Source organism: Sorangium sp. So ce295, assembly GCF_051527405.1.
GTDB lineage: Bacteria > Myxococcota_A > Polyangia > Polyangiales > Polyangiaceae > Sorangium > Sorangium cellulosum_B.
Window position 1 is genome coordinate 3,796,799 of sequence record NZ_CP150324.1, and the last position, 26,397, is coordinate 3,823,195.

Genomic DNA, 26,397 nt, shown 5'->3' on the forward strand with positions numbered 1-26,397 from the left:
GGCGCGCGGCCCGGCCGGCACACGGCCCTCGAGGGAGCCCGCGCGCTGCGCTCGGTGGTAGTGGGGGGATTCCCCGCGCCACCGAGCGACGAGCGCGACGGTGGACTTGTCGCCGTGCGCTCCCCATCGTGCAGGAGAACCCATGAACGACGCTCCTCTCTACAAAGATGCCAAGCAGCCCGTGGGAAAGCGGGTGGAAGACCTCCTGAGTCGGATGACCCTGGACGAGAAGGTGGGGCAGCTCATGCAGCTCGACGCCCAGGGAGATCTGGAGGACGCGATCGGGCGGATGAAGGTCGGCAGCCTCCTGCACTGCAACGGGAAGGACGCTGACACCGCGATCCGGCGCGCGCTGGACACCCGCCTTGGCATTCCGGTGCTGATGGCCGACGACGGGATCCATGGCCATTCCTTCTGGGCGGGCGCCACGATCTTCCCCACGCAGCTCGCCATGGCCTGCAGCTGGGATACGGGGCTCCTGGAGCAGGTCGCGCGGGTGACCGCCGCCGAGATGCGGGCCACGGGCCTCAAGTGGACGTTCTCTCCCGTCCTGTGCCTCACACGCGATCTCCGCTGGGGCAGGGTGGGGGAGACCTTCGGCGAGGATCCCTATCTGATCGGCGAGCTCGCCTGCGCGATGATCAAGGGCTATCAGGGCAAGGGCCTGGACGATCCGGACGCGGTGCTGGCGACCGCCAAGCACTACGCGGGGTACTCGGAGACGCTGGGCGGCCGTGACGCCTCGGAGGCGAACATCTCGCGACGCTACCTGCGCTCGTATTTCCTGCCGCCCTTCGAGCGGGCCGCGAGGAGCGGCTGCATGGCCTTCATGACTGGATATCAGTCCATGGACGGGATCCCGGCCACCGCAAACCGCTGGCTCCTGACGGAGGTCCTCAAGGAGGAGTGGGGGTTCGAGGGGATCGTCGTGACCGACTGGAACAACGTGGGCAATCTCGTGCTCGATCAGAAGGTCTGCAAGGACATGGCCGAGGCGGCCGCGGTGGCGGTCCGGAGCGGAAACGACCTGATGATGGCGACACCGCAGTTCTACGAGGGCGCTCAGGAGGCGGTGCGCCGCGGGCTCCTCGCCGAGGCCGAGATCGACGCGGTCGTGCGGCGCGTCCTGTCGCTCAAGTTCTCCCTGGGGCTCTTCGAGGACCCGGGGTACAGCAGCGAGCAGCGCATCCAGGAGATCATCGGGTGTGCGGCCCACCGGGATCTGAACCTGGAGGTCGCGCGGGCGTCTCTCGTGCTGCTCAAGAACGACGGCCTCCTGCCGCTCGCGGAGGCCGCGGCGTCGAGGCCCTTGCGGCGGATCGCGGTGATCGGCCCCAACGCGGACGACACGATCGCCCAGCTGGGCGACTGGTCGCTCGGCTCGGGCCAGATGAGCGGCGGCAACGGGCCGCAGCACCCCCGCTCGAGCATCGTCACGATCGTGGATGGGATACGGGAGCTCGCGCCCCCGGGGTGTGAGGTGGTCTATGCCGCGGGCTGCTCGGTTCTCAGCGAGGACGAGTCCGGCATTCCCGCGGCGGTCGAGCTGGCCCGGGGCGCAGACGCGGTGGTGCTTGTCCTGGGGGACAGGATCGAGCTCATCGGCGAGACGAAGAGCACGGCGACCCTCGAGCTCATGGGCGGACAGAGGGCCCTCTCGGACGCGATCGCCAGGACCTATGTGCCCACGGTCGTTGTCCTCGTCAACAGCAAGCCGCTGGTCCTGCCGCGCTCGGCGCTCGGCGCGGCGGCGATCCTCGAGGCGTTCAACCCGGGGATGATGGGCGGGCGGGCCGTGGCCGAGGCCGTGTTCGGAACGATCAACCCCTCTGGCAAGCTGACGATCTCGTTCCCCTACCACGTGGGCCAGCAGCCGATATTCTACAACCAGGCCCGCGGTCAGCACGGGAATCGCTACGCCGACCTCACGCAGGAGCCGGCGTTCGCCTTCGGCTTCGGCCTGAGCTACACGCGCTTCACCTACGGCGATCTGAAGGTCCTGACGCCGAGCGTGGAGCGAGGCGGCACGGCGTCGTTCGAGGTGACGATCACCAACGCAGGCGGGCGCGATGGCGTGGAGATCGCCCAGCTGTACATCGAAGATCTGGTGACGTCGTCCACGTGGGCGCAGAAGGAGCTGAAGGCCTTCCGCCGCGTGAGCCTGGCCGCGGGGGAGGCGCGCAAGGTGCGCTTCGACCTGCCCGTGGCGGAGCTGTCCCTGGTCGACGCGGAGGGGCGCCGCGTGGTGGAGCCGGGGGATTTCCGTGTCCATATCGGCTCGTCGTCCCGGCCGCAGGACCTGCTCGGCGCCGGCTTCGCCGTGGCGTGACGCGACGGCAGAGACACGGGAGAAGAGGACCGCCAGGGCGCGAGGAGCTCCAGGGATCTCGCGCCGGGTCGACCAGGTTCGTCTCTCAACATCGCTTCTGAGGCTCACTGCTGCTCACCCCGCGCGGGTCGAAGCGCGGAGCAGCCCAGCGTCGCCGAGGGGGGCGCATCCGCCGGCGCTCTCGGCTAGTGTGCCGGGCCGTTCATGCAGCCCATCTCCCTGTCCCCCCTGGCCGCGTCGGCGTTGCTCTGGCGAACGGCGAACGGACCCTGTGTGACCGTCGCCGTGAAGGCGACCTTCCAGCTCTCGCCCGACGGCGTCGCCGCGCTGGCCGCGCCGCTGCCGCTCTTCGACGACGTCTTCCACGAGCAGAACGCGGGCCGGAGCCTCTATGTCGCCTCGGATGCCGTGCCCCACAAGCCCCGCGCCGACGTCCTGCTCAGCGGCAGCGCGTACGCCCCGCCCGGCCAGCGCGTGAGCCACCGGTGGGTGCGCCTCGCCGTCTTCGAAGCGCACGCGCACGGGCACGCGCCCGTGATCGACAAGCGGCTCCAGGTCGTGGGCGAGCGGCAGCGCGATCCCGCGACCGGCCAGGCGACGGCGTCGGCCCCATTCTCCAGGCTGCCCGTGCGCTACGAGCTCGCCTTCGGCGGCGCGCGCTGCCCCGAGAACCCTGTCGGAAGGGGGGCCGACCCCGCCGACCTCCGGCTGCCAAGCATCGTCAACCCCGCTGCGCCCGACGCCCCCGACGGCTTCGGGCCCATCTCGAGCGCGTGGCAGCAGCGGCGGCGGGCGCTCGGCGCGTGGGATCCGGCGAAGCTCCTGCTGCCCGTCCCGGAGCTCCCGATCGCCATGGACTGGGGCTACTTCAACGCGGCCCCGCGCGACCAGCAGATACGCTACCTGCGCGGGGACGAGTGGATCCTGCTCGAAGGACTCCACCCCACGGCCGCCCAGGTGCGCTCTCGCCTGCCCGGCGTGACGGCGCGCGTGCTCCTCCGCGCGCCGCGGCTCGCCGACCCCGCCGGCGTCGAGCTCACCGTGCGCTGCGACACGCTCTGGATCGACGCCGACGCGCTCCGGTGCACGCTGACCTGGCGCGCGTCCCTGGCCGTCGCCGAGCGCGCCCTGGAGGCCGTCGAGCGCGGCAGGATCCTGGTGACGCTGGCGCCCCTCGACGAGCGCGCGGCGTGGCCTGCGCCCGAGCCCGCCGCCGCGGCCGCGCCGCCGGTCGGCGCGACGACGGCGCCGCTGCCGGAGGGCGTGAGGCCGCCCGCGGCCGCGCGGCTGTCGCTCCCGATTCCCGAGCCGGATCCGTCGGTCGCCCGCGGCATGAGCGCCGAGGAGTGGGCCGCGCGCGGCGCGGGCGCGGAGGCGGCGCGCCCGTCGCTCGACCTGACGCAGACGCGCCCCCTCGACCCCGCTGCCTTCGCCGAGGCCCTCCGCGCGTTCGACCCGGCGCCGCCCGGCGCCGTCGCCGGGGAGGCCTCACCGGCGGGTCCCGGCGCCGGGGAGGCGGCCGGAGGCGCGGGCGCGCCGGCGCCGCCGGTGTCCGTGCAGCTGCCGGTGTCCGTGCAGCCGCCGGTGTCCGTGCAGCCGCCGGTGCTCGTGGACACGCGCGAGTTCAATCTCCAGGACGTGCTGCGCGGCGCGCGCCAGCAGGACGCGCCGTTCCCGATCGCGCCGCCCCGGCCCGCGGAGCAGGCCGAGCCCGCGCGGGCCCCCGCCGAGGTCTCGCTGGAGGCCCTCCGGCAGGCCTTCCCCGCCATGGCCGCGCACATCGCGGCGCACGCCGGCGCGCCGCTGCCCACGGCCACGCTGCCGCTGCCCGAGCCGGAGCCGTCGAAGCCGACCAGCGAAGATCTCGCCGGCTCGCCCGACCTGCCGCCGCCCGCGAGGACCACCGAGCACGTCCCGATCCTGAACATCACCCCGTTCGCCGCCTTCACCATCCCCTGGCAGGCCCGGCCGCCGAGGGACTCGCTCACCGTCGTGGTCAAGGGCACCTTCGACCTCGTGCCCGGGGCGCCGGCGGCGATCGCGGCCGATCAGGAGCTCCCCGGCGGCGACGTCCACGTCGACGACGACCCCGCGAAGAGCCTCCGCTACCCGTCCGATTTCGCGATCTTCAAGCCGAGAGCCGACGTCCTGCTGGTCGGGCACGCGCACCGCGCCAGCGACGGCGACGCCACGGCGCTCGTCCGGCTGCGCCTGGGCGACGCGCTCGACCGCTCCGTCGCGGCCGTCGGCCCGCGTCGCTGGGACGCGCTCGGCGCGCCCACCGCGCCCGGGCCGTGGGACCGCATCCCGCTCCGCTTCGAGAGCGCCTTCGGCGGCGCCGGGTTCGGCCCGAACCCCGTCGGGACCGGGTACGGCGCGCAAGCAGGCGGCGCGCTCCCGTCGCTCGAGCTGCCGGATCGGGTGATCCGCTCGGCGGGCGACAGGCCCTCTCCGGCGTGCTTCGCGCCGATCGCGGCGACGTGGAGCGATCGCCTCGAGAAGATCGGGTCCTACGGCGAGCGCTGGAGGAAGACGCGCTGGCCGTTCTTCCCCGACGACTTCGACTGGACCTTCTTCAACGCCGCGCCCGCGGAGCAGCAGATCGCCTATCCCCGGGGGGACGAGCCGTTCGAGCTCTGGTCCGTGCGCCCGGAGGGCGAGATCGTCCGGGGGCGGCTGCCCGAGCTGCGGGTCCGCGTGTTCAAGCAGGCGACGGAGAAGGCCGGCGGCGGGTTCTCCGAGGTCCCGATGCGGCTCGACACCGTGTGGTTCGACGCCGACGCGCTCCGTCTCGTGCTGGTCTGGCGGGGCCTGCTCGACGTGGCCGACGAGGACGCTTCCGAGATCGCGTCGCTGTTCGTCCTGAGCGAGCCGATGGCGCAGGGCGGGGCGAAGAGCGAGCCGACGGCGAGGCGCGACGCGCGGGCGCGCTTCTTCGCGGAGCTCGCGGCGCGCGAGGCGGCCGAGGCGCCGGCGGCAGGCGAGGAGGGGGCGGCGAACGACGCCACGGCCGAGGAGGGTGAATCGGCCCTCGAGGCGCGCATCGCCGAGGCGCTCGCCCAGGCGCGCGCGCGGCGGCGCACGGCGGCCGGGAGCGGCGCGGCGGCGGTGGGGGCTGCCGCGGCGGAGGCTGCCGCAGCGCCGGCGCAGGCGGAGGAAGGCGACGTGCCCCCGCGAGAAGACGCTGCTCCCAGCGATCCCGTGGCGGCGCCGCCGACCGCCGGCCGCGACGCCATCATCGAGCTTCTTCGCCTCGGCGAGCCGCTCGCCGGCATGGACCTGACCGGCATCGACCTCTCCGGCGCAGACCTCGCCGGGGCCGACCTGGGCGGCGTCATCCTGAAGCGGGCGAACCTCCGGGGCGCCCGCATGGACGGCGCGCGGCTCGTCGAGGCCGTGCTCGCGGAGGCCGACGCCGAGGGCGCGCGCTTCGAGGGAGCCGACCTCACCCGGGCCGACCTCACCGGCGCGAGCCTCAAGGCCGCGCGCTTCGCCGGCGCCGTCCTGGAGCTCGCGGCCGCGGCCGAGGCGCGCTGCGAGGGCGCCGTCTTCGAGGGGGCCCGGGCGCCCGGCGCCAGCTTCGCGGGGGCCACGCTCACGAGGGCCTGCTTCGATCGCGCGGACCTCACCGGCGTCGAGATGATGCAGGCCGCCCTCGACGAGGCGAGCTTCTGCGACGCGACGCTCGATGATGTGAAGAGCTATGGTGCTACCGGGGCGCGCGTCACCCTGGACGGGGCCTCGCTCGCCGACCTCCGTGCCGACGACGTGGTCCTCCGGAACGGGTCGTTCCGTCGCGTGCGGGGCCCGGGCTCCGTGTGGGAGGGCGCCGACCTCACCGAGGGGGTCTTCGCGGGCGCGGCGCTCCCGGAGGCGAGCTTCACCCGGGCGACGCTCGACCGGGCCACCTTCGAGGGCGCCGACCTTGTCGACGCCCGCTTCCGCAAGGCGCGGCTCCGCGGCGCGCGCCTGCGCCAGGCGAACCTGATGCGCGCCGCCTTCGACAGCGCCGATCTCGAGGGGGCCGACCTGCGCGGCGCCAACCTGTATCAGGCGGAGACCTGGAAGGCGCGCACGGCCGAACTCCACATCGCGGAGGCCTTCACGGCAGGGACCAAGCTGGAGGAGCGATGAGCGGCACGGATCACACCGCCACGAAAACCTTCAGCTGCGAGGGCGCGACGTGGGCGCCGGCGGGCATGTTCGCGTTCGAGCCGTTATGGGCCGACATCGCGGTGTGATAGACGATCTTCTTCCCCTTGGCGTAGACCTTCGAGCTCGCGCGCTTGAAGGTCACCTGCCCGCGGTTCACGTTCGAGACCATCCCGCCGAGCGTGCCGGCCTCATCGCCCTTGCTGCTCGGCATCTTCGATGCCTCGGTCACGGTCTCCTTCTTCTGGACGAGCACCTTGGAGACGGTCGACTCGCAGCCGTTCAGCGTCCCGATGTTCGGGAACGGCGTCGGCACGGGGGGCGCCGGCGGCGCTGGCACCTTGCACACGTCCGGCATGGCGAAGCACATGCCTCCGGCCTTCGTCGCTGCGGGCATCTTCATCTCGGGATCCCTCCACTTCCACGCTGGCTCATCCGAGCAGCACGCGCTCGCCGTCGATCGATGTCTCCTTCTTCGAGACCATCGATGTCCGCTCGCTGACGAGCTGATACGCCTCGCGGATGAGCGAGCGCGCGCGCGTCGCCCGGGTCTGGAGCAGCCCATCGACGTCGCGGTAAGCGTCCCTGGCCCGCTCGATCAGCCGCTCGGCCTGGATCTCCATCCGGCCCGCGGTGGCGGCGATCTGCGCGGCGGTCGTGGCGATCCGCTCGGCGAGCACGGTCGCCTCGGTCGCGTGGAGCGACGCCCTCTCCGAGGTGACGTCGACCGCCGCCGTGGACACGCGCACGGCCGCCCGCTCGACCACGAGCGCCGGCTCGCCGCCCTCGCCGACCTCGCTCGCCACGCGCCGACCCGCCCTGTGCCGGACGTCGCGCCGCGCGCGGAGCTCCACGTCCGTGGCCGCCTCCACGACGACCTTCCCCCGCGGCGCCGCGAGCGTCAGGTCCCCCGCGGGGGCGGCGACGCGCGCCGCGCCCGTCGCGGCGTCGTACGTCACGGCGACAGCGCCCGACGCGTCCCGGATCGCGATCGTGCTCCCCTCGGCCGACGCCGTGGCCCCCTCGGCCGTGTGGATCACCGGCCCTCGGGCGGCGAGGAGGATGCCTACGATGTAAAAATCTGATGTGGTTGCGTGTTTCGAGACGAGCACCCGGTCGCCGGGGGTGGCCTGGTAGCCGGGCACGGCGAGCCGCGCGCGCGCCGTGGCGCCCTCGACGCCGGGGGCGCCGGGCCGGACGAGGCGCACGACGGCGCGCGCGGCGTCTTCCAGGTCGACGAGGGTGGCCTCGAGCACGCCGCCCGGGGAGGGCTCGTGTTCCAGGGCGACAGCGTCGTTCGCGTTCATCGGGTCTCCGTCCGGAAGTCTTCCGCGCGCGCGCGGTCAGGGTCGGTGCTCTTCATGTCGCGGGTGCGCGCCCCGAGCAGCTCGGCGTCCTCGAGCGTGGCGCGGTGCAGGTCGGCGCCCTCGAGGTTGGCGTTCACGAGGTGAGCGCGCTCGAGGCGCGCGTGCGAGAGATCGGCCAGCGAGAGATCGGCGTTCGCCATCACCGCGTCGCGCAGGTCCGCGCCCGGGAGCCTCGCCGCGCCGAGGCTGGCCTCGCGCAGGTGGGCGCGGCGCAGCACGGCGTCGTTGAGCGCGGCGTCGGAGAGGTCGGCGCGGGAGAGATCGGCGCCGTCGAGGATCGCCCTCCTGAGGTTCGCGGAGGGGGCCTGTAGGCCCGCGAGCTTCGCGCCCTTCAGATCGGCGCCTTCGAGGTTGACCTGAGAGGCCTCCACCGAGGTGAGGTTGGCGCCGCGGAGGTTCGCGCCCGACAGCGTGGCATTCGTCAGGACGCAGCCGCGGAGATCGGCGCCCTCGCCGTTCGCGTCGCAGAGGAGCGATTGTTCGAGCACCGCGCCGGCGAGCTGCATGGTGCGGAGATCGGCGCCGGAGAGGTCGGCCGCGAAGAGCCGTGTCCGGCGGAGGTCGGCTCCGGTGATCGAGGCGGTGGACAGGGCGGCTTCCGAGAGATCGGCGTCGGAGAGATCGGCCCCGGTGAGGTCGACGTCGGCGAGCTGCGCCCCGCGGAAGGTGGCGCCGCCGAGCTTCGCGCCGGCGAGGCAGGCGCCGGAGAGGTCGGCGTCCGAGAGGTCGGCGCCCGCGAGGTCGGCGCCGCGCAGGTCGGCCTCGGCGAGATCGGCGCCGGAGAGGTGCACGCCGGCCCACGAGAGGCCGCGGAGAGCCGCCTTGCCGAGGGACACGCCGGCGAGGTCGAGGCCGCGCAGGTCGACGCCCGCGAGGCGGACGCCCTCGAGCGAGCAGCCCTCGAGCTTCGCGCCGGCGAGAGACGCCTCGTCGAGGGTGGCGCCGGCGAGGTTGGCGTTGCGGAGATCGGCGCCGTCGAGGGAGGCGCCGGTGAGGTCCGCCCCGGCGAGCGAGGCGCCGCGGGCCCGCCAGCGCTGGAGCTGGGCGCCCCGGAGCGAGGAGCCGTCGAGGACGAGCCCGTCGCAGCTCGCGCCGGAGAGGTCGGCCCGGGCGAGGTCGCACTGGACGAGGCGCGCGCCCTCGAGGGCGGTGCGGCGGAGATCGATCGCGGTGAGCCGGGAGGCGTGGAGCTCGGCGCCCGCGAGGGACGCCGGGGGGTCCGAGGCGGAGAAGTCGAGTCCGGCGGCGGCGGCGCGCAGGAGATCGGCGCCGCCGAGGAGGAGGCCTGTCGTGACGGCGGCGTGGAGATTGACGTCGCGGAGCGAGCTGCCCGTGAGGTCGGCGGAGGAGAGGTCGGCGCCGTCGACGGCGGCGCGGTCGAGGCGGGCGCCCTGGGCGTCGCAGGCCTGGAGGCGCGCGCCAGAGAGGACCGCGTCGAGGAGCTCGGCCTTGTGGAGGCGCGCGGCGCGGAGATCGGCTCTCTCGAGGAGCGCGCCGGAGAGCTTGGCGCCGGTGAGGTCGACCTGATGGAGCGAGGCGTTGGAGAGGACGGCATCGCGGAGATCGGCGCCTGCGAGGCGGCACGCCTCGCCGGGAGGGCCGCCGAGGAGGGCGCCGGTGAGGTCGGCGTCGGTGAGGTCGGCGCCCTCGAGGTTCACGTTGCGGAAGATGGCGCCGGAGAGCGTGGCGCCGGCGAGGTTCGCGCCGCGCAGGTCGACGTCCTGCCAGAGGGCCTGCGAGAGATCGGCGCCGCGGAGATCGATGCCGGCGGCGACGGCGCCCGAGACGCGGCTGCCGGCGAGCTCGCCGCGCTGGCTCTTCTGCAAGAGCTCGGCAGGCGTCGGAGGTGAGCTGTGGTTGCGCTCCGCGGGCATGGTTCGGGCGAGGCTAGGCCATCGCGCGGGGGGTGTCACCGAGGTAGCGTGCGCGCTGGCACGGGTTCGTCGGAGTTGTCCGGGAGGGGCCGTGGCAGGGGAGCGGGGGAGAGGAGCGGAGAGGCATGATCAGCGTCGCGGTGAGGATCGCGACGGAGCGCGGCACCTGCAGGATGCCGATGCCGGTCAACACGCTGGCTCGCGAGGTGGGCTGCCCGAGCTGCGGGAGGTCGGCGCAGGTGAGCGGCGATATCTGGCAGGCGCTGCTGCGCGATCCGGTCTACGACGGGCCGAGGATGCTCCGGAACGAGGGGCGGCGGAGCCGGGCGGGCGGGCTGTCGGTCGCGTATACGCGGCTTGGCCCGTGCTGCCAGGGGTGCGGGAAGGAGATCCCCGTCGCGAGCATCGTGGAGGTGCGAGGGTCAACCGGAACGCGCGCGGCACGAACGTGAGCGTGTACGCCATGTGCAGCGTCTCGGTGTGGAGCGCGTCCCGAACCACGGAGATGACGCCGAAGAGACGTCGCTCCTCGCGGTCGCCCCTCAGGAACACGAGCGCGGCGGGCTCGGCGAGGAGCGCCTCCTCGTCGAGCCCCTCGGGGCTCTTGCGCACGACGTGGAGCTGGAACTCGAACGGCTGCGAGATGACCGCGCGCCCGGTGAGGTCGTGGAGCTCGACCGCGTCGGCCGAGAAAGCACGCGATTCCAGGCGAGCAGAGAGGATGTCCTTCATGAGCGTCTCTCGCGTGAAGAGACGCTACCATCGCCCGTCGGCAAGCTCTCTTTCCAGCTGTTCGTAGAGCGGAGCACCGCCGCGTCGCCGCGCGACACAGCTCGCGGCAGGCCATCTGCCCCTCCAGCGGCACCTCGCGCGCCTGCCTTCGCGACGGCATCCGGAGCTTGCTCAAGGCGTTCTCCTCGATCTGCCGGACCCGCTCGGCTCGTCGTCCCGATCATAGGACCTGCTCTGCGCCGGGTTCGCCGTGGCGTAGGGCCTGTCGGCGGCGACCGCCGATGCCTCCGGTTTGAATTTCAATCCTGGCTGGATGATAACTTACTCCTTCGTTCGGAATTCCAATTTTCTCCGGGTCGTGTATCACCGTCGATGGGGCAACGAGCGCCGGGTGAGGCCTCTCGGCGCCCGAGGAGGGAAGGACCGATGACGGCGAAGCGGGTGGCGCTGGTGACGGGCGCGAGCACGGGGATCGGCCGGAGCGTGGCGGAGACGCTCGCGAGGAACGGGTATGTGGCCTTCGCGGGCATGCGCGATCCCAACGGCAGGAACCGAGCGGCGCGCGACGAGGTGGCCGGCCTGGCGACCGCGGGGATCCCCATCGAGGCGGTCGCGCTCGACGTGACGGACGACGCCTCCGTGGCCGCGGCGGTGGCGACGGTGGTGGAGAAGGCGGGGAAGATCGATGTGCTCCTGAACAACGCGGGCGGCTGCCTGATGGGGCTGACCGAGTGCGGCAGCGTCGATCTGCTGCAACGGCTCCTCGATACCCACGTCCTCGGGACGCAGCGCGTCTGTCGCGCCGTGCTGCCGCACATGCGCCGGCGAAAGACCGGGGTGCTCGCCTTCACGTCCAGCTTCGGCGGGCGCATCGTCGTACCGACCACGACGCTCTACTGCGCGGCCAAGGCCGGGATGGAGATGATCGCCGAGGGCTACAAGCGCGAGCTCGCGTCGTTCGGGATCGACGTCGTGATCCTGGAGCCGGGAATGGTCCAGACGAAGATCTTCGACAACATGTGGCTGGACGACGACACGGCGCGCGCCGCCGAGTACGGGGCGCTCGGGGGCGTGGGGCGCGCCACGCTCGAGATGGCCAGGACGATGAAGGGGCCATCCCCGGAAGAGGTCGCGGGCGTGCTGCTGAGGCTGCTGGAGACGCCGCACGGGCAGCGGCCGCTGCGCACGACGTTCGGCGCGGACGCGGCGCTGGCCGACCCGGTGAACGTCGCCGCGGACGAGGCGGCGCGGGCGCTGCACGCCCTGTTGGGCATGTCGTAAGACGACATCCAGCCGTTCGCGCTGGCGCTCCTCCTGCGCGCCGTGCTTTCCGCGTGGCGCGCCTCTCTGGGCGCGCCTCTCTGGATGAGGGATGCTCGACGACTACCTGCGGGCGATCATCCGCCGCGGATACCGGGCCATCCCAGCCCGTCAAGAGCCCTCCATGTTGAACCTCCTTCTACGACTTTCTCCGCTGCGCCCCGCCGTCCGCCTCGAGACCGTCGAGCGGCGCGACCTCACCGAGCCGCGCCTGCGCGAGCTCCACGCCCTCTCGAACGCGCTCATGGCCGAGGACTTCGGGCACTTCTGCGTCCACGCGAGGACCAACGATGTCGTGCACGTCTTCCGCCGCGCCGACACCGGGGCGATCGTCGGCTTCCAGTTCTGGAAGACCGCGCCGCTCGCCTTGCCCCGCAGCCGGGCCATCGTCGGCGGGAAGCTCAGGATCTCGCCGGACTTCCGGACCCGCGGGCTGCACCTCGTCTCCGGCCTCCTGTTCTTGACCGAGACGAAGCGCCGCGCCCCGCGGACCCGCCTCTACCGGCTCTCGATCGCCAGCCTCTTCGGGTTCGTCTCCATCACCGAGGCGCTCGCGCACTACGAGCTCTTCGATCCGAAGCGCCGGGGCGCCGCGGAGGACGAGGCCGTGCGCGAGGCGTTCCTGAAGCTCGCCAGGGAGAGCAACTACCATGTCGACGACGAGACCGGGCTCTTCCGCGTCAACATCTTCATGACCGAGGAGACGGTGAGCCGGTATCCGCCGCGCTACTTCGAGCGCCCTGCCGCGCGGCGCTACGCCGCGGTCAACCCCGGCTTCCGCACGAACGGGTGCTACGCCGGCTTCTGGTTCCGCTTCACCAGCGAGAACCTCCTCGCCATGACCCGCGCCGTCATGCGGAGGCTCTTCCGCCGGGACGCCAAGCGTTGAGCAACGGGGGGCCTTCGGCGAACGATCTCGTGGGCGCCTTCGAGCGCCGGGATGACGTCAGCCGGGCGGCGACCTCGGTGCTCGAGCGCGATCAGCGGTCGAGCTTGGAGCGCATGCCCCCGCCGAAGCTGACCGTCCACGCCTCCTCGGAGCGGTATGGGTTCCAGAACACCCGCACCGGCTGGTGGAATGGGTAGCCCTCGTCCAGCACGAAGGTCGGCGTCTCGTCGTTGAGGTTTTCGGTGAGCCAGAGCCCGTCCCGCTGCGTCGTCATGTACATACGGTCCGGGTTTCTCGGGTCGATGGCGCACGACTCGACGCGGTATCGGTCGCTGATGCGCTGCCATGTCGCGCCGCGATCCCTGGTCCGGTACAGCCCCCCGTAGAAGCGCTCATCATGGCTGAAGACCGCGGTGTACCAGGTGCTCTGGGTCGTGTCGTTCGGATCGATGACGATGTCCTTGGTCCAGTAGTGCATCTCGGGCGAGGAACGGTCCTCCCACGCCGAGGCTCCAGGCTGGAGGAGGAACACGCCGGACCGATCGGTGAACGTCCGGGTATTGCCGGGCTGATGACCAGAGTAGGTGGCCACGATGCTTCCGTCCCTCAGCACATGGACGTTGTAGGGGTGACCCTGCGTGCGCGGCGGGGCGGGGAGCGCGGCGGGCGCCGCCTTCGGCGCGCTCAGATCGAGGTGATGGATCCCCCCCGTCAGGCTGTTGACCGCGCTCGCGTAGAGCTGGTCCGGATCGCTCGGATCGAGCGCCAGCCAGACGACGGGACGGCCGAGATCGGCGAAGAGCGACCATGTGGCGCCCTTGTCGGTGGACACCATGATCCCCCCTCTGGCCGGGCGGCTCGGCGTGCCGTCGAGGCGCGCGTCGCGCAGGTAGGGGCTCTGGTAGATGTCATGAACGCTCCCGGTCGCGGCGTAGAGCGCCCCCGTGTACGGATGCCGGACCACGTGATAGGTGGTGTTCAGGGACAGGCCGTTCGCGCCGTCGCGAGACCAGGACTCGCCGCCATCCTCGCTGAAGGCGCTGCGGATGTCCGTGAGCGACGCGAACATCGTGTCCTCGTCGTAGAACGTCAGCCACCAGCCCGACGTCTGCTCGACGCCGCTCGTGCGGTAGACGCCGGATTGAGGCGTGTCTGCTCCCCTCGGGTTCTCATCCGCTGGTTTCACGTAGGCCTGCTGAAAGGTCCTGCCCCCATCCTCGCTGACGTGGACGAAGCCGAGATCCGTGAGGGCCACGCGGTCGGGGTTCGTGGGCGACACCGAGAGGCCGAGCGCGTACTCGCCGAACTCCCAGTCCATGTCTCCTTCGAACCCGCTCCATCCGGTGTCGATGTTGGCGTTGTGCTCGGTGCGGAACGCGTGTTGCCAGGTCTCTCCGCCGTTCACCGTGCGGAGGACGATGGGGGAGAGCTTGTCGCGATCGCCGCCGGCGACGTACGCGACCCGGGCGTTGTCGTCGGGCATCGCCACGAAGGCGAGCTTGTCGCTCGGTCCGAGCCCGGACGTCGCGGCTTCCCAGCGCGTCCCGCCGAGCTTCAGCCGGTAGAGGCCGGCGTACGCGTCCACCTCCCCGCCGGTCGTGTTCGCGGTGACGAGGGCGTTGCCTTCGCTGTCCATCGCGGAGAACGTGACCGCGAGGAAGGTCGTGCTTTTGCCGTGCCCGGAGCCGGCGAACGAGACGATCTTCTCGCCCGCCGGTATGCCGCCGATCGACGTGTCGACGGCGAAGGTGCCTCCGTTGTCGTGCGAGACGAGCAGTCCGTCGCTCGTACCAACATAGATGTCGCGCCCATCCCAGTAAACGCCGCCGACCAGGAGGCCGCCCGGCCAGGTCGTCGCGTGAACCGAGCGGAAGGTGCGGCCGCCGTCGCGCGAGAAGTAGAGCTCCGTGGAATCCGAGAAGAGCAGCCGCCGTGTGCCCCGCCGGTCGACGAACAGGTAGTGGCCGTCTCCAGGCCGCCCGGGCGTCGTGATCTCGGCGTCCCAGGTGGCCCCCCCGTCGGTGCTCTTGGCCAGCGTGGCCACGTCCTGGATGCCGTTCGTGGACAGCCTGTAGCTCACCCCATAGAGGACGTCAGGATCGGCGGTGAAGCGAAATTGTGAGAGGACGCCGCCCTGGAGCTTGTGAAAATGCAGGGTCGTCCAGCTCCTGCCGAAATCCCTCGTGCGATAGACGCCCTTCATGTCGCTGGCCATGAAGATTTCGCGGCCGTCGTGCGGGTTGATGGACGGCGAATAGAGCGCGCCCCCGCCGCCCACACCCCGTGATTGCCAACGGCGGCGCGCGCTCCAGGACCCGTGCTTCTCCACATGCGCGTGCGCCCTGCTCGTGCCCGCGGCGAGGCGGTCATTCGACGCCCTCGTCGCCTCGCCGGTCGCGGCCTCCTCCGCGCAGCCTCCCGCGAGCAGCGCAATACCAAGGGCCAGCGATCCCGCCGTGGCCCTGAAGTTGATCGTGAACCCAGCGTGATTCGTCATGTATGCTCCCTCACGCTTGGAATATCAGACGCTCAAGCGCCTGTGTGCGGCGCTTTGGCGATCGGCTCCTCGTTTGCGTGATCCGGTCACGCGGTAGGACAACCGTCGACCCCACGGCATGTTCGCGTAGGTGAAGGTCGGATGGGATGACGTGGCGTCCTTGTCGCACCGCGAACGGGAGGCGAGGTAGACGTCGGTGTCGTCGCAAGAGTGGTCCGAAGCTTCGTCGACCCGATCTTCGCGCTCATGTACGAGATTGGCCATCCGGTGAGAGAATCCCCGGAGCCTCCTTCGATCCGCCACATCTCGCGCGCAGCCCGGCCACGGCGCCGCGCCACGCTCCGTCTCATGACCGACCTCTCCTCCACCGCCGGCGTCGTGGTTCGCCCTGCGGCGGCGGGCCGCCTGCGCCGGCTCGGCGCCGCCGCGCTGTCGCTGCTGGTCGCCACGGCCGTATGGCTTCCGTGCCTCCACCTCTTCTTCCGGAGCGAGCCGGGCGAGCACCGCGCCTCGGGCGCGCTCTCGCCGCGTGGCCAGGCGCTGCTCGCGCATCAGCTCTCGCTCTGGGAGAAGGACAGCGCCGCGCAGGAGGCGGCGCTCGCGCGGATGCGGGCCGCGAACGCCGAGTGGGACTTCATGGGACGGACCTTCCTCGTCCTCGGCCTGGCCAACGCCGCGCTGCGGGATCCGGGCGCCCAGGCGCGCCACCTCGCCGTCATCGACCGCATCGTCGACGAGACCCTCGCGATCGAGCGCGAGCGGGGGATGCTGCACTTCATGATGCCGTACGCCACGCGGCGGCCGTTCGTGCAGCAGCCTGCGCGCAGCCTCTTCGTGGACGGCGAGATCGCCCTCATGCTGGGCGCGCGCGCCCTGGTGGCGCGCCGCGCCGATCACGAGGCCGAGCTCGACGCGCGCGTCGCCGAGATGCGATCCCGCATGGAACGGAGCCCCGTGCTGTCGGCCGAGAGCTACCCCGACGAGTGCTGGACCTTCTGCAACACGCTCGCCCTCTCCGCGATGCGCATGGCCGACGCGCTGCACGGCGAGCGCCGCGGCCTCGATCTCGGCCGCCGCTGGCTCGCGGGGGCGCGCGCCCGGCTCCTGGACCCGAAGACGGGGCTGCTCGTGTCGAGCTACACCCACGACGGCAGGATCCTGGACGGCCCGGAGGGGTCGTCCCTCTGGCTGGTCGCGCACGGGCTGCTCCTGATCGACCCTGATTTCGCGCGCGATCAGTACGCGCGGGCGCGCCGCGAGCTCGGGGCGGAGCTCCTCGGCTTCGGCTGGGCGCGCGAGTGGCCCCGCTCGTGGGCCGGCCCGGAGGACGTGGACTCGGGCCCGATCGTGCCGCTCGTCGGGGCGAGCGCCGGATCGAGCGGCCTCGCGCTGCTCGGCGCCGCGGCCTTCGGCGACGCGCCGTACCTCGGAGGGCTGCTCACGTCGCTCGACCTCGCCGCGTTCCCGATCCGCGAGGGCGACCGGCTGCGGTACGCCGCGAGCAACCAGGTCGGCGACGCGGCGCTGCTCTACGCGCTGAGCTTCGGCCCGCTCTGGGAGCGGATCGCCGGCGCGGGAGGTGCCCCGTGAGCCGACAGCTGGCCCTCGGCGCCGCGATGCTCATCGCGGCCTTCGTTGCCTGCCACATGCTCGGCCTGCGCGAGCATGTGTCCGTGCTGAGCGGCACGCCACCGCCCGCCGGTGGGGGCGACCCGTTGCTCGGCGTCACCTACGCGCTGGCGTGGTTCGGCGGCGTGATCTTCGCGCCGATCCTCGCGATCGCGGCGGGCGTGTTCGCGGTGGTCGACAGGCTCCGGTCGCGGTGACCCGCGCCCTCTCGGGCGGCTCGCTGCCGCGCTGAGCCGCTGCCCGCGCCGCCTCGGCGGGCTTGCGCAGGGCGCCCTCGAGCGCCAGGCGCTCGCTCCGCGCGCCTCGGTGACGGGCGAGCTGCTCCGCCCGCAGCACGTCGCCAGCAGGCTGCTGCCTGCGAAGCAGACACGCCGCCCGGCGTGCCGGCGCGCGCGGTACCGCCAGGAGCGCCCGGCGGGCGCGGGCAGGGCGACGCGGACGCCGGTGAGCGCCATCTCCTCTGCGAACACGGGGCAAGCGCAGGGTGGAATGAAACGTGCTCAGGCGCGGCTCCCTCGGCGCGAGAAGACACACGACCTCGTGTCTGCCGATGGAAGGAGCTGATCGTGGATCTCGAACTCACCGGCAAGCGGGCCATCGTCACCGGCGGCAGCCGCGGTATCGGCAAGGCGATCGCGCGGGAGCTGGCGCGGGAAGGCGCCGACGTCGTGATCGCCGCGCGCGGCAAGGACAAGCTGGAGGCGACCGCCGCGGAGCTCTCGGCGGAGACGGGCCGCCGCGTCGTCCCGCTGGTTGTCGATACCGGCAACGAGACCTCGGTCGACGCGCTCGTCGAGCGCGCGGTCGCCGCGCTGGGCGGCGTGGATATCCTCGTCAACAACGCGGCCGTGCCAGGCGGGATCTCGACCGCGACGCGCCTCGACCAGATCGTCGACGCGCAGGTGATCGAGGACATCAACATCAAGGTCGTGGGCTACCTGCGGACCGCGCGCGCCGTCGCGCCGCACCTCATCGCGAACGGCTGGGGCCGCATCATCAACATCGGCGGGCTGGCCGTGCGCAAGGCCGGCCGCCCGGTCGCCACCCTGCGCAACGTCGGCGTGGCGGCGATCACGAAGAACCTCGCGGACGAGCTGGGCCCGAAGGGGATCAACGTCACGGTCGTGCACCCCGGCGCGACCCGCACCGAGCGCACCCGGCCCGAGCCCGAGAAGGACCTCGCCGCGTCGGTGAGCATCGGCCGGATCGTCGACTCCCGCGAGGTCGCGTGGGTCGTGGCGTTCCTCGCCTCGCCGAGGAGCGTCGCGATCAACGGCGATGCCGTCGTCGCCGGCGGCGGCAGCGTCGGGCCGATCTATTATTGAGGCCTGAACCGACGGGCCCGCGCCGCGCTCGGGAGCTGAAGACGAGGGCGCCAGCTCGAGGCCTCACGCCAACCTAGCCAAAGCACCACGGAAAATCATGAGCATCCCGACGACCCGACTCGGCCGTACCGGCCTCACCGTTTCTCGCCTGTGCCTGGGCACGATGACGTTCGGCTTCCAGACGGACGAGGAGACCTCCCGCGCCATCCTCGACAAGGCCGCTGCGGCCGGCGTCAACTTCCTCGACACGGCCGACGTGTATCCGCTCGGCGGCGGTTTGCCGACGGCCGGGCGCACCGAGGAGATCGTCGGCCGCTGGCTCAAGGGCAAGAGAGACCGCTTCATCCTCGCCACCAAGTGCGTCGGCCGGGTCGGCCCGAACCCGTGGGATCAGGGCGCCTCCCGCAAGCACATCCTGGACGCGATCGACGCGTCCCTTCGCCGGCTCGGCACCGATTACGTGGATCTCTATCAGCTCCACTCCGACGATCGCGACACCCCGATCGACGAGACGCTGGAGGCGCTCGACATCGTCGTTCGCTCGGGCAAGGCGCGGTACATCGGCGTCTCCAACTACCTGGCATATCGCCTGGCGCGCGCGCTCGGCCGCGCCGACGTGCGCGGGCTCGCGCGGTTCGTGTCCGTGCAGCCGCGTTATGCGCTGTTGTTCCGGGAGATCGAGCGCGAGCTGCTCCCGCTCGCGCAGGAGGAGGGCCTCGGCGTCATCCCGTACAACCCGCTCGCCGGCGGGCTCCTCACGGGCAAGCACCGCCGCGGCGAGCCCACGCCGGGCACCCGCTTCACGCTCGGCGCGGCGGCGTCCAACTACCAGCAGCGCTACTGGAACGAGCGCGCGTTCGCGACCGTCGAGAAGCTGCAGGGCATCGTCGCCGAAGCAGGGCTATCGCTGACGAGCGTCGCGGTCGCGTGGGTGCTCGCCAACCCGGCGATCACGTCGGCGATCATCGGCGCCAGCCGGCCGGAGCAGCTGGACGCGACGATCGCCGCGGCCGAGCTGGCGCTCGATCCAGCCCTCAAGGCCCGGCTCGATGAGGCGACCGCGGAGTACCGCCGCGGGGACTCGCCGCGCTGAGCGGGGGCTGGCGGGCTCCCGCCAGGAGGCCCGAGGTCGTCCCGATGCCCCCGGTCGGGGTGCGCGGCGCGCCAGAACCCCTCTGGATGGCATAGAGGTTCACGTCGCGGAAGACGGCGCCGGAGAGGTTCGCGCCGCGGAGATCGATGTCGCGCCGGAGGGCCTGCGAGAGATCGGCGCCGCGGAGATCGATGCCGGGCGCGGCCGCGTCCGCGATGTGGCTGCCGGCGAGCTCGCCGCGCTGGCTCTTTTGCCGGAGCTCGGCTGCGGTCGCGGCGCAGCCGTCGTTGCGCTCGGCGGACATGGTCGCGGCGAGGCTAGGCCATCGCGCGGCCTGTGTCGCTGAGGTAGCGTGCGGGCTGGGCGTGAGCTCGCCGGGGGTGCCGGGGGCGCTGGCTGGGAGCGGGGGAGGGGAGCGGAGAGGGATGATCAGCGTCGCGGTGAAGATCGAGACGGCGTGCGGGACGTGCAGGATGCCGATGCCGGTCAACACGCTGGCTCGCGAGGTGGGCTGCCCGAGCTGCGGGAGGCCGGCGGCGCTCGGTGTCGATCTCTGGCAAGCGTTGCTCCGTGATCCGCTCTACAACGGCCCAAGATTGCTCCCGAACGAGGTGCGTCGCAGCGCGGCTGGCAAGCTGTCGGCCGCCTACATCCGGCGCGCGCCCGCGTGCCAGGGATGCGAGAAGGCGATCCCCGTATCGAGCATCCAGGCGGTGGTGGATCAAGCGATGCTCCGTTGCGATCGCTGTGCGGTGCAGACCTGGGTCCGGCAGGTGCCGCCGGAGCTGGCCGGAGCGCTCCCTGACATCACGCACCTGGTCGGCGAGGAGCCGGACCGGCTCGCAGGAGCCCCTGCGCCCCAGGGGGAGCCGGCGACGTTTCCGTGCCCGCAGTGCGGCTCGCCGGTCGCCTTCGACGGGGTGAGCCGAGCGTGTGTGTGCCGCTTCTGCAGCGCGAGCGTCCACGTCCCGGATGAGTTCGTGTACCGGGGACGAAGGCGGGTGGTGGCGCACTGGTATCTCTGCTTCGCGCCGTCCGTCGTCGTGCGCACCCCCGCCGCGCAGGCCGTCGCCGCGGGGCTGTTCGACTGGGAAGGGCTGCCGGAGGCGGCCGTCGACGCGGAGGGGAACCTCTACTGCGCAGCCACGCAGTCGCGCTGGTTCCTCGATCAAGCCGGCAGAACGCAACACAAGATCGACAGGGTCCTGTGGTCCATGGACCCCTCGCTGGGCATCCGTTGGCTCCAGCGCGATCGATCGGAGGAGGTGCGCTTCCTGGGATGCGCGAAGGACACGCTCCTCGTGATTGACGCCGGAGGGGTGCCGCTCCGGCTCTCGTCGGCGACGGGCGCACCCCTCGACAGCGCAGGCGCCGTGGCGCCGAGCATCGAGCTGAGTCTGGCCGAGCAGGGCTGCCTGACCTGCGATCACGACGGCTCGCTGCTGCTCCACAAGGATGGCAAGCTCCAGCGGATCGGGGCGGACGGAGCGGCGATGCCCGTGTGGACCAACGGCGCCACACGGAGCGACACGGGTGAGGATTCCTACTGGAGCTTGACGTCGCTCGCCGATCATCCGGTGACGCTTTCGTCCATGGCGAGCACGTCTATACATTCCGGTCCGGATGGTTCGCTCTACCTGCTCGACGGGAACCTGCTCGCTCGCTTCGAACGAGGCGGGCGCAAGGTATACTGCGTCGAGATCGGCGGCGGCTCCGCGGATCGGCAGCGTGGTGCGCTAGGCGCCGATCGTGACGGGAATGCTTATGTCATCCGCGGCGATCGACTCGTGCGGGTCGGCGCAACGGGCAACGAGAGCGTGATTCTGCACGTGGAGCGCGACGCCCTGCCGCGCGCGGACATGAGCATCGCGGTATGTCCAGACGGGTCGTTCTGGCTGTTCGGCAAGGAGGGGCTCGCCTGGAAGTTCGACCCGAGGGGCAAGCTCCTCTTCGCCAGCGAGAAGGAGCCCAGGCCGAAGAACCCGACCATGCGCGAGGCCATGGATCAGCAGCTGGAGAACGGCCTCGCGATGATCAATGTGCAGGTGGAGGCCATCCGCGAGGATGCGATGCGAAGCGCCAGGGAGATGGACAGGCTGGAGAACGAGAGGCAGGCGCGCCCGTACAAGTACTCTTGGATCTTCATCATCCTGTTCATCGCCGCGCTCACCGCCGTTCAAGAATGTCGCTTGTAAGCGGCCACGCAGCGCCGCGTCATCCGAGATCGATCCGGCGCGCGGTGACCTTCACCGCGCCTTTCCCTACCGTGACCTTCGTCGAGCCGGCCTGCATCTCGACGGTGCCGCTGGTCACGCTGCACATCGAGCCTCCCTTGATGAGGCGCGCCTGGCTCCCTGTGACCGCGAGACGGCTGTCTTGGTTTCCGACGGTGACCGTGGCGGAGTCCGCGTTCAGGCTCCACTGGCCGCCCTTGACGAGCGCGGTGCTGCCTTCCACCGTGACCTTGCCTGCGCTCTTGATGCTCGTCGCACCTTTGGACTTGATGTTGACGGCGCCGCTCGACTCGGCGACGAGCGGCCCTGTGGCTCTCATCTCGAGCGAGCTACCAGTCTTCATGTCGAGCCTTGTGCCCGACTCTATATGCACGACATTGTCGCTGTCGATTGTGATCGCGTGGCTGCTCTTGAGCATTAAGAGACCGAGCGACATCAGGTCCACGAGCGCATCGGATGTGACCAGGGCTCTGGCCCTGCCTGCGATCTCGACGGCGCCGCCGGACTTCAGTGCCGCGGCCGCCCCGCCTGCAACGATAGCTTGCCCATTGGCTGACATTGTCGCGTTGGCGCCGCCGAGCACATAGGCGCTCGTGAGCCCCGTGATGGCGGATGTCACCATGGAAGAATTCAAGTTGATCGGGGTTCCAGGTGCGGGGACAGGAGATGGGATCCGGCCCGCCGATGCGAAGCCGTTGGCCAGGAGAGCCATGCCTTTCGCGCCCGCGACGCTGGCATGATCCGTGTTTCGTTGGGCGATCTTCGTGGTGGAGCTGATGAGGTCACGCGTGGCATTTAATAGCGCACTTCCCGCCTTTGCCCTCTCGAGCGAATCCCCGGCGGTTCGCCAGGTCACCGCGTCGTCGCTCTCCGCGTTCAGCGTCTTGTACGAGTCGGCCAGGGCCTTCGCGGCCTTCGCGTCTTCCGTCGCCTTTGCGATCCTCTGGACGTCCTCGGGATGGCTGGCATCCCACTCCTGGCGCGTGGTCGGCCGGCTCGCGCCCTTCGCGTCTTCACCCTCGGGGCGCGTCATGAAGTCGATGGTTTGCATCCTGCTAATCACCGAGCGTTCGAGCGCGTCGACGCGCGCCTGCGCTTTCACGGCTTCTTCGTCGAGCCTTGCGTGCTGAAGGCCGTGCCATTTCGTGTTGGCGTCCACGACGCCCTTGGCGACGCCGAGCACGCCGTCCAGCAGCTTCTGCCCCTTCTCCCCCTTGAGCGCCTCCATGACGCTCGCCGCTCCAGCGTGATTGACGATACGAGGAGCGCCTCCTCGTCGAGGCCCTCGGGCGTCTTGCAGACGACGTGGAGCTGGAACTCGAAGGGCTGCGAGACGACCTCGCGCCCGGTGAGCTCGTGGAGCTCGACGGCATCCGCGGAGAAAGCAGGTGATTCCAGGCGGGCAGAGAGGATGTCCTTCATGAGCGTTCCTCGGGTGAAGAGACGCTACCATCGCCCGCAAGTGCGCTGTCGCGCAAGCGGCTCGTCCGGCGGAGGGCCGCCGCGACATCGCCGCGTCCGCCCATCGCGGCGCGACGGCTGCCCGGGTCAGCCGCCGCGCCGTGCCCCTCAACCCCCGAGCGGCGTCTCCAGCGCCTGCCTCCGCGACAGCGTGCGCAGCTTGCTCAGCGCGCTCTCCTCGATCTGCCGGACGCGCTCGCGGCTCACCGAGAACATGCCCCCGATCTCGGCGAGCGTGTGCGGCTGCCCGCCGTCGAGGCCGAACCGGAGCCGCAGCACGTCGCGCTCGCGCGGCGTCAGCGACTCGAGCAGCGCAGAGACCTGCGCGTGCAGGCGGCGGTGGACCAGGAGCTCGTCCGGCGCGGCGCCCTCGCTCGCGAAGAAGTCACCCTGGCGCGCGCCGTCGTCGTCCCCCACCGGAGCGTCGAGGTACACCGGCGGCAGCGCCATCTCCCGCAATGTCTGGAGCTTCTCCATCGACAGCCCGCTCCGCTCGGCGACCTCCTCGGGCGCCGCCTCGCGCGCGTGCTCCTGCTCGAGCTCCCGCCGCGCCTGCAGCGCCCGGCGCCGGGTCTCGGCGATGTGGACAGGCACCCGGATGACCTGGCCCTGATAGAGCAGCGCGCGAGAGAGCGCCTGCTTGATCCACCACATCGCGTACGTGCTGAACCGATAGCCGCGCCGGTAATCGAACTTCTCCGCCGCGCGGATCAGCCCGAGATTGCCCTCCTGGATGAGGTCGAGCAGCGGCACGCCCCGGTGCCGGAGCTGCCGGGCCGCCGCCGCCACGAGCCGCAGGTTCGCGCGGACCATCTCGGCCCTCGCCTCGGCCGCCGCCCGGCGAGCTGCGCGCATCGCCGAGAGGGTACCGTCGATCGCCTGGCGCCCGAGCCTGTCGACCGCGGGGATCGCCGCGCTCAGCGCGCCCTCGATCCGCGCCTCCACCAGGGGGCCCAGGCGCACGTCGGAGAGCCCGGCCGAGAGCGCGGCGCGCGCTCGCTGCCCGCTCGCCTCCGTCCGCCCGGCCTCCGCCAGGGACCGCGCGAGCCCGAGCAGCCGCGCCATCCTCACGGACGTCGCGTCGCTCGGCGCGTCCTCGGCGTCCGCGTTCAGCAGCAGATCGCTCATGTCCACCCGCCCCGCCCGCACATCGTCCGCCAGCGCCGCGAGCGCCCGCAGCGCGACGGGCGACGCGACCCAGGCCTCGATCATGGCGCGCTCCGCCGACTCGATACGACGGCCGAGCTCCACCTCGAGCTCGCGGCTCAGCGGCGCGCTTGCCGAGATCTCCTGGAGATAGACCGCGGCGACGTCCTCGCTCGGCCGCGCCGACGGCGCGGCCCGCCGGCTGGCGGGCGCCGCCCGCCGCGACGACGGGGGAGGGCGGGTGTCGGCGCCGATCGGCTCCTCGGCCTGCGTCTCGGCGACAGCGTCCCTTCCCTCCATGATCGTCGTCTCCGCCTCGCCCAGAAGGCGCGAGCTCGTGGGACTCTCGTTCATCTCGCCTGCTCCACCATGATGCCGCGTCGCGCGGTGATCGGCTCGGGCGCTCGCCGGGACACGCGGCCTGAGGGCAACTCCCCAGGATGGACCATGAAGCGACTCCGGTCATGCGGCGACAGAACAAAGGGGCTCCGCCGGTCCGCGTGATCCAGCGCCGGCGACAGCCGCGCTCACTCCAGATCGCCTGTCACCGCGGCCAGGCGCCTGGGCCGCGCGGGCCGTCCGGTTCGCCTGGCCCGCCTGACCGAGAGGCGCCGGACCTCACAGCAACACGGCCAGCGGGAGCACGGCGGGGCGCCGCGAGGCCTCGCGCCGGAACACCCGCCGCACGCCGCGGCTGAGCGCGTCCTCCAGCGCCGGCGCCAGCGTGCGCGCCGCGGGGGACAGCGCCGCGAGCGCGTCGCGCGCGCTGTCGAGCGCGGCGGCGTACAGCGGGCCGCCCTCCTCGAAGTGCGCCACGCCGCGCCCGAGGAGATCGGGGCCGCGCAAGATCTCGCCCGTCTTGCGGTCGGCCACCACCAGGACCATCACGAGCCCCTGATCCGAGATCTGCTCGCGCTCGCGGAGAACCAGCTCGGAGACGTCGAGCCCGCCGCGCGCGTCGAGCCACACCCGCCCGCTCTTCACCGTCTCGCCGAGGCGCATCCGGCCGTTCTCGAGGATCAGCGAGTCGCCGTCCTCGACGACGAAGACCCCCGACGCCGGCACGCCCATCCGGAGCGCCGTGCGCGCGTGGGCGAGCAGCATCCGGTACTCGCCGTGGATGGGGACGAAGTGCTCCGGCCGGACGGCGTCGAGGAGGACCTTCTGCTCCTCGGCCTGCGCGTGGCCGCTCGCGTGGATGGGATCGAGGCCGCGATCGAGCACCACCGCGCCGCGCTTCGCCAGGCGGTTGGCGAGCTGGCTGACGGCGATCTCGTTGCCGGGGATCGCGCGGGAAGAGAAGATCACCGTGTCCCCCGGATCGACCCGCAGCCGGTGGTGGTCGCCCATGGCCATGCGCGCGAGGGCGCTGTTCGGCTCGCCCTGCGCGCCCGAAGCGAGCACGACGAGGCGCTCGGGCCGGAGCGAGGCCGCCGTGGCGTCGTCGACGAGCACGCCGGGCGGGACGCTCAGGATGCCGATCTCCTGGGCGATCCGCGTGTTGGTCACGAGGCTGCGCCCGGCGAGCACCACCTTGCGGCCGAGCTGGGCGGCGAGGTCGAGGACGCTCTGGACCCGGTGGACGTTGGAGGCGAACAGCGCGACGAGGATGCGCCCCTTCGCCTCGCGAAACCGCCGGGTGAACCCCTCTGCCACCGCCGTTTCGCTGACCGACCAGCCGTCGCGCTCCGAGTTGGTGGAGTCCGAGAGGAGCGCCGCCACGCCGGCGCGGCCGTACTCGGCGAAGCGGCCGAGATCGAGCCGCTCGCCGGCCACGGGGGTGAGATCGATCTTGTAATCGCCCGTGTGGATGAGGATCCCCTCGCCCGTCTCGATGGCGTAGCCGACCGCGTCGGGGATCGAGTGGGTCACGCGGAGGGGCTCGGCGCGGAACGGGCCCGCCGCGAAGTGCTGTTGCGGCTCGACCTCGCGGAGCGGCACGTCGATGCCGTGCTCGGCGAGGCGCTCGCGCACCAGCCGGAGCGTGAAGCGCGTCCCGTACACGGGGACGGGGAACTCGCGCAGCAGCGACGGCAGCCCGCCGATGTGATCCTCGTGGCCGTGCGTGAGCAGCACCGCGTCGACCCCGCCCGCCTCGCGGACGTAGCTGAGGTCGGGGATCGCGACCTCGACGCCGAGCACCTGATCGTTGGGGAACATGACGCCGCAGTCGACGAGCACGCGGCGGCCTTCCTCCTCGAGCAGCATCGCGTTCATCCCGACCTCGCCGAGGCCGCCGAGAGGAATAATCCGGACTCCCATGGGCGCAGCCTAGCATCGCGGATCGAACGAACAGAGGCCTCCGTGGGACGCGCCGCGCGCGCGGACCGACCTGTGCGGGGCGCGGGG

General features: G+C 71.9%; 18 protein-coding genes and 1 pseudogene. 10 read left to right on the forward strand and 9 right to left on the reverse strand.

Annotated elements, in window-relative coordinates:
* Nucleotides 1-142: 142 nt before the first annotated feature.
* Nucleotides 143-2,329 carry a glycoside hydrolase family 3 N-terminal domain-containing protein gene (locus WMF11_RS14590; RefSeq protein WP_437977873.1) on the forward strand — a complete coding sequence of 729 codons (2,187 nt, stop codon included), beginning with the start codon at nucleotides 143-145 and terminating at the stop codon, nucleotides 2,327-2,329.
* A 204-nt stretch (nucleotides 2,330-2,533) separates the two neighbouring features.
* On the forward strand, nucleotides 2,534-6,463 hold the full coding sequence (locus WMF11_RS14595; RefSeq protein ID WP_437977874.1) for a DUF2169 domain-containing protein: 3,930 nt from the start codon (nucleotides 2,534-2,536) through the stop codon (nucleotides 6,461-6,463).
* A 10-nt stretch (nucleotides 6,464-6,473) separates the two neighbouring features.
* Here the strand turns inward: WMF11_RS14595 and WMF11_RS14600 are convergent, their stop codons facing one another.
* The 3 genes from WMF11_RS14600 to WMF11_RS14610 are packed head-to-tail and all read right to left on the reverse strand — an operon-like array spanning nucleotide 6,474 to nucleotide 9,722.
* Nucleotides 6,474-6,884: a PAAR-like domain-containing protein gene (locus WMF11_RS14600; protein ID WP_437908989.1), complete on the reverse strand. Its 411-nt coding sequence runs from the start codon at nucleotides 6,882-6,884 to the stop codon at nucleotides 6,474-6,476.
* A 28-nt stretch (nucleotides 6,885-6,912) separates the two neighbouring features.
* The gene (locus WMF11_RS14605) at nucleotides 6,913-7,788 is read right to left on the reverse strand and encodes a DUF3540 domain-containing protein (RefSeq protein WP_437977875.1); all 876 of its coding nucleotides are present in this window, start codon (nucleotides 7,786-7,788) and stop codon (nucleotides 6,913-6,915) included.
* Entirely contained in the window at nucleotides 7,785-9,722 is a 1,938-nt protein-coding gene (locus tag WMF11_RS14610) for a pentapeptide repeat-containing protein (RefSeq protein ID WP_437977876.1), read from the reverse strand. Before WMF11_RS14610 ends, WMF11_RS14605 begins: the two co-directional genes overlap by 4 nt.
* A gap of 125 nt (nucleotides 9,723-9,847) precedes the next feature.
* Between WMF11_RS14610 and WMF11_RS14615 the strand changes: the two genes are divergently transcribed.
* Nucleotides 9,848-10,174, forward strand: coding sequence for a hypothetical protein (locus WMF11_RS14615; RefSeq protein WP_437979435.1), 327 nt, complete (start codon nucleotides 9,848-9,850; stop codon nucleotides 10,172-10,174).
* 25 nt (nucleotides 10,175-10,199) lie between these two features.
* On the opposite strand, the pseudogene WMF11_RS14620 reads toward WMF11_RS14615, so the two are convergent.
* Nucleotides 10,200-10,454, reverse strand: a pseudogene (locus WMF11_RS14620) (hypothetical protein); the annotation flags it as partial.
* Nucleotides 10,455-10,880: 426 nt separating this feature from the next.
* Here WMF11_RS14620 and WMF11_RS14625 point away from each other — a divergent pair.
* On the forward strand, nucleotides 10,881-11,735 hold the full coding sequence (locus WMF11_RS14625) for an SDR family NAD(P)-dependent oxidoreductase (RefSeq protein ID WP_437977877.1): 855 nt from the start codon (nucleotides 10,881-10,883) through the stop codon (nucleotides 11,733-11,735).
* A 163-nt stretch (nucleotides 11,736-11,898) separates the two neighbouring features.
* Complete coding sequence (locus WMF11_RS14630) at nucleotides 11,899-12,663, forward strand: hypothetical protein (RefSeq protein WP_437977878.1); 765 nt, start codon at nucleotides 11,899-11,901, stop codon at nucleotides 12,661-12,663.
* Nucleotides 12,664-12,754: 91 nt separating this feature from the next.
* Here the strand turns inward: WMF11_RS14630 and WMF11_RS14635 are convergent, their stop codons facing one another.
* Complete coding sequence (locus WMF11_RS14635; RefSeq protein ID WP_437977879.1) at nucleotides 12,755-15,160, reverse strand: hypothetical protein; 2,406 nt, start codon at nucleotides 15,158-15,160, stop codon at nucleotides 12,755-12,757.
* Between the two features lie 348 nt (nucleotides 15,161-15,508).
* Between WMF11_RS14635 and WMF11_RS14640 the strand changes: the two genes are divergently transcribed.
* From WMF11_RS14640 to WMF11_RS14655, 4 genes are all read left to right on the forward strand, one after another.
* A complete protein-coding gene (locus WMF11_RS14640) occupies nucleotides 15,509-16,750 on the forward strand; it encodes a hypothetical protein (RefSeq protein ID WP_437977880.1) in 1,242 nt (413 codons plus the stop codon).
* Nucleotides 16,747-16,986: a hypothetical protein gene (locus WMF11_RS14645; RefSeq protein WP_437977881.1), complete on the forward strand. Its 240-nt coding sequence runs from the start codon at nucleotides 16,747-16,749 to the stop codon at nucleotides 16,984-16,986. The genes WMF11_RS14640 and WMF11_RS14645 overlap by 4 nt, the downstream gene beginning before the upstream one ends.
* Before the next feature lie 369 nt (nucleotides 16,987-17,355).
* Nucleotides 17,356-18,114: an SDR family NAD(P)-dependent oxidoreductase gene (locus tag WMF11_RS14650; RefSeq protein ID WP_437909001.1), complete on the forward strand. Its 759-nt coding sequence runs from the start codon at nucleotides 17,356-17,358 to the stop codon at nucleotides 18,112-18,114.
* A gap of 97 nt (nucleotides 18,115-18,211) precedes the next feature.
* Nucleotides 18,212-19,207 carry an aldo/keto reductase gene (locus WMF11_RS14655; RefSeq protein ID WP_437977882.1) on the forward strand — a complete coding sequence of 332 codons (996 nt, stop codon included), beginning with the start codon at nucleotides 18,212-18,214 and terminating at the stop codon, nucleotides 19,205-19,207.
* Here the strand turns inward: WMF11_RS14655 and WMF11_RS14660 are convergent.
* Complete coding sequence (locus WMF11_RS14660; protein ID WP_437977883.1) at nucleotides 19,149-19,511, reverse strand: pentapeptide repeat-containing protein; 363 nt, start codon at nucleotides 19,509-19,511, stop codon at nucleotides 19,149-19,151. The two genes, WMF11_RS14655 and WMF11_RS14660, sit on opposite strands and share 59 nt — an antisense overlap.
* A 121-nt stretch (nucleotides 19,512-19,632) precedes the next feature.
* Here WMF11_RS14660 and WMF11_RS14665 point away from each other — a divergent pair, with 121 nt between their 5' ends.
* On the forward strand, nucleotides 19,633-21,402 hold the full coding sequence (locus WMF11_RS14665) for a hypothetical protein (protein WP_437977884.1): 1,770 nt from the start codon (nucleotides 19,633-19,635) through the stop codon (nucleotides 21,400-21,402).
* Nucleotides 21,403-21,421: 19 nt separating this feature from the next.
* Here the strand turns inward: WMF11_RS14665 and WMF11_RS14670 are convergent, their stop codons facing one another.
* The 3 genes from WMF11_RS14670 to WMF11_RS14680 all read right to left on the reverse strand — a co-directional run bounded on the left by WMF11_RS14670 (nucleotide 21,422) and on the right by WMF11_RS14680 (nucleotide 26,310).
* On the reverse strand, nucleotides 21,422-22,669 hold the full coding sequence (locus WMF11_RS14670) for a hypothetical protein (RefSeq protein WP_437977885.1): 1,248 nt from the start codon (nucleotides 22,667-22,669) through the stop codon (nucleotides 21,422-21,424).
* 341 nt (nucleotides 22,670-23,010) lie between these two features.
* A complete protein-coding gene (locus tag WMF11_RS14675; protein WP_437977886.1) occupies nucleotides 23,011-24,402 on the reverse strand; it encodes a sigma-70 family RNA polymerase sigma factor in 1,392 nt (463 codons plus the stop codon).
* 264 nt (nucleotides 24,403-24,666) lie between these two features.
* Entirely contained in the window at nucleotides 24,667-26,310 is a 1,644-nt protein-coding gene (locus WMF11_RS14680; protein WP_437977887.1) for a ribonuclease J, read from the reverse strand.
* Between the last annotated feature and the right edge of the window lie 87 nt (nucleotides 26,311-26,397).

Bases quoted from the DNA above. Each gene is read 5' to 3' on its own strand.
- WMF11_RS14600 (WP_437908989.1), bottom strand. From the start codon at position 6,884: ATGAAGATGCCCGCAGCGACGAAGGCCGGAGGCATGTGCTTCGCCATG.
- WMF11_RS14610 (WP_437977876.1), bottom strand. From the start codon at position 9,722: ATGCCCGCGGAGCGCAACCACAGCTCACCTCCGACGCCTGCCGAGCTC.
- WMF11_RS14640 (WP_437977880.1), top strand. From the start codon at position 15,509: ATGACCGACCTCTCCTCCACCGCCGGCGTCGTGGTTCGCCCTGCGGCG.
- WMF11_RS14670 (WP_437977885.1), bottom strand. From the start codon at position 22,669: ATGGAGGCGCTCAAGGGGGAGAAGGGGCAGAAGCTGCTGGACGGCGTG.
- WMF11_RS14665 (WP_437977884.1), top strand. From the start codon at position 19,633: ATGATCAGCGTCGCGGTGAAGATCGAGACGGCGTGCGGGACGTGCAGG.
- WMF11_RS14590 (WP_437977873.1), top strand. From the start codon at position 143: ATGAACGACGCTCCTCTCTACAAAGATGCCAAGCAGCCCGTGGGAAAG.
- WMF11_RS14630 (WP_437977878.1), top strand. From the start codon at position 11,899: ATGTTGAACCTCCTTCTACGACTTTCTCCGCTGCGCCCCGCCGTCCGC.
- WMF11_RS14635 (WP_437977879.1), bottom strand. From the start codon at position 15,160: ATGACGAATCACGCTGGGTTCACGATCAACTTCAGGGCCACGGCGGGA.
- WMF11_RS14655 (WP_437977882.1), top strand. From the start codon at position 18,212: ATGAGCATCCCGACGACCCGACTCGGCCGTACCGGCCTCACCGTTTCT.
- WMF11_RS14595 (WP_437977874.1), top strand. From the start codon at position 2,534: ATGCAGCCCATCTCCCTGTCCCCCCTGGCCGCGTCGGCGTTGCTCTGG.
- WMF11_RS14615 (WP_437979435.1), top strand. From the start codon at position 9,848: ATGATCAGCGTCGCGGTGAGGATCGCGACGGAGCGCGGCACCTGCAGG.
- WMF11_RS14660 (WP_437977883.1), bottom strand. From the start codon at position 19,511: ATGTCCGCCGAGCGCAACGACGGCTGCGCCGCGACCGCAGCCGAGCTC.
- WMF11_RS14680 (WP_437977887.1), bottom strand. From the start codon at position 26,310: ATGGGAGTCCGGATTATTCCTCTCGGCGGCCTCGGCGAGGTCGGGATG.
- WMF11_RS14625 (WP_437977877.1), top strand. From the start codon at position 10,881: ATGACGGCGAAGCGGGTGGCGCTGGTGACGGGCGCGAGCACGGGGATC.
- WMF11_RS14675 (WP_437977886.1), bottom strand. From the start codon at position 24,402: ATGAACGAGAGTCCCACGAGCTCGCGCCTTCTGGGCGAGGCGGAGACG.
- WMF11_RS14605 (WP_437977875.1), bottom strand. From the start codon at position 7,788: ATGAACGCGAACGACGCTGTCGCCCTGGAACACGAGCCCTCCCCGGGC.